This is a genomic window from Cupriavidus phytohabitans (assembly GCF_000426345.1).
GTDB lineage: Bacteria > Pseudomonadota > Gammaproteobacteria > Burkholderiales > Burkholderiaceae > Cupriavidus.
Map to the genome: position 1 here is coordinate 1 of NZ_AUFE01000252.1, position 1129 is coordinate 1129.

Annotated in this window: 1 pseudogene; it reads left to right on the forward strand. The window is 60.9% G+C overall.

From position 1 onward, the window contains the following. Nucleotides 1–1049, forward strand: a pseudogene (tnpC, locus tag K309_RS38990) (IS66 family transposase); the annotation flags it as partial. Between the last annotated feature and the right edge of the window lie 80 nt (nt 1050–1129).

The following is a 1129-nucleotide window of genomic DNA, read 5'->3' on the forward strand; positions in this document are numbered from 1 at the left end:
CACCGTCCAACCCAAACTGCAAGGGGCCGCATGCGGCCCCTTGGTTACCCAACCATACGCCGCCATTTACTGTCGCTTTTACACCGCCGTCAACAGATCATCTACCGCGCGAAGATATCGTCCATCAACCCGATGATGCGTGCTGTCCGCAGTGCGGTGGGACACTCAGCGATCTTGGCGAGGACATCGCCGAGCAGCTCGAGTACGTGCCCGGGCATTGGCGAGTGATTCGTCATCGTCGACCGAAAAAGGCTTGCGCTTGCTGTGACTGCATCGTCCAGGCGGCCGCGCCCAGCCGTCCCATTGATCGCGGTATGCCGGGTCCCGGCCTGCTCGCCCATGTCCTGGTTAGCAAGTTCTGCGACCATCTCCCGCTGTACCGTCAGTCAGTGATATACGCACGAGATTGTGTCGAGTTGAGCCGATCGACGCTGGCCGATTGGGTCGGCCAGGCCAGCGCACTGCTGCGCCCTCTGGTCAATGCCATTCGACAGTACGTGATGGCGGCCTCGAAGATCCATGCCGACGACACGCCGGTCCCGGTGCTCGAACCCGGCAATGGCAAGACCAAGACAGGCCGGCTCTGGACCTATGTGCGTGATGACCGGCCGGCCGGCTCGACGGACGCGCCGGCCGCCTGGTTCGCATACAGCCCCAGTCGCTCGGGAGAATATCCGCAAGCCCACTTGAAGGGCTTCAGGGGAGTCCTGCAGGCTGATGCGTTCGCGGGCTACAACGCCATCTATGAGAGAGGTGACGTGCGAGAGGCCGGATGCGTCGCTCACGCAAGACGCAAATTCCATGACCTGTACCTGGCTCGCAGGAACGAGGTCAACACCGAGGCATTGCGCTGGATCGGCGAACTGTACGCGATCGAGACCGAGATCCGCTGCAAGCCACCAGACGAGCGAAGACGCGTCCGACGGGAACGGGCGCGGCCCTTACTGGATGCCTTTGTAACGTGGTTGCGCTCGACACTCAGCACGGTGTCGCACAGAAGCGATACCGCGAAGGCCATCAATTACGCATTGAATCAGTGGGCCGCACTAAGGCTACGCTGAATAAGCTGCTGATTTTTTTGTGGAGCGGTTCGACGCGGAGCCTATTCGCTTTGAAAAATGGCTCTGAT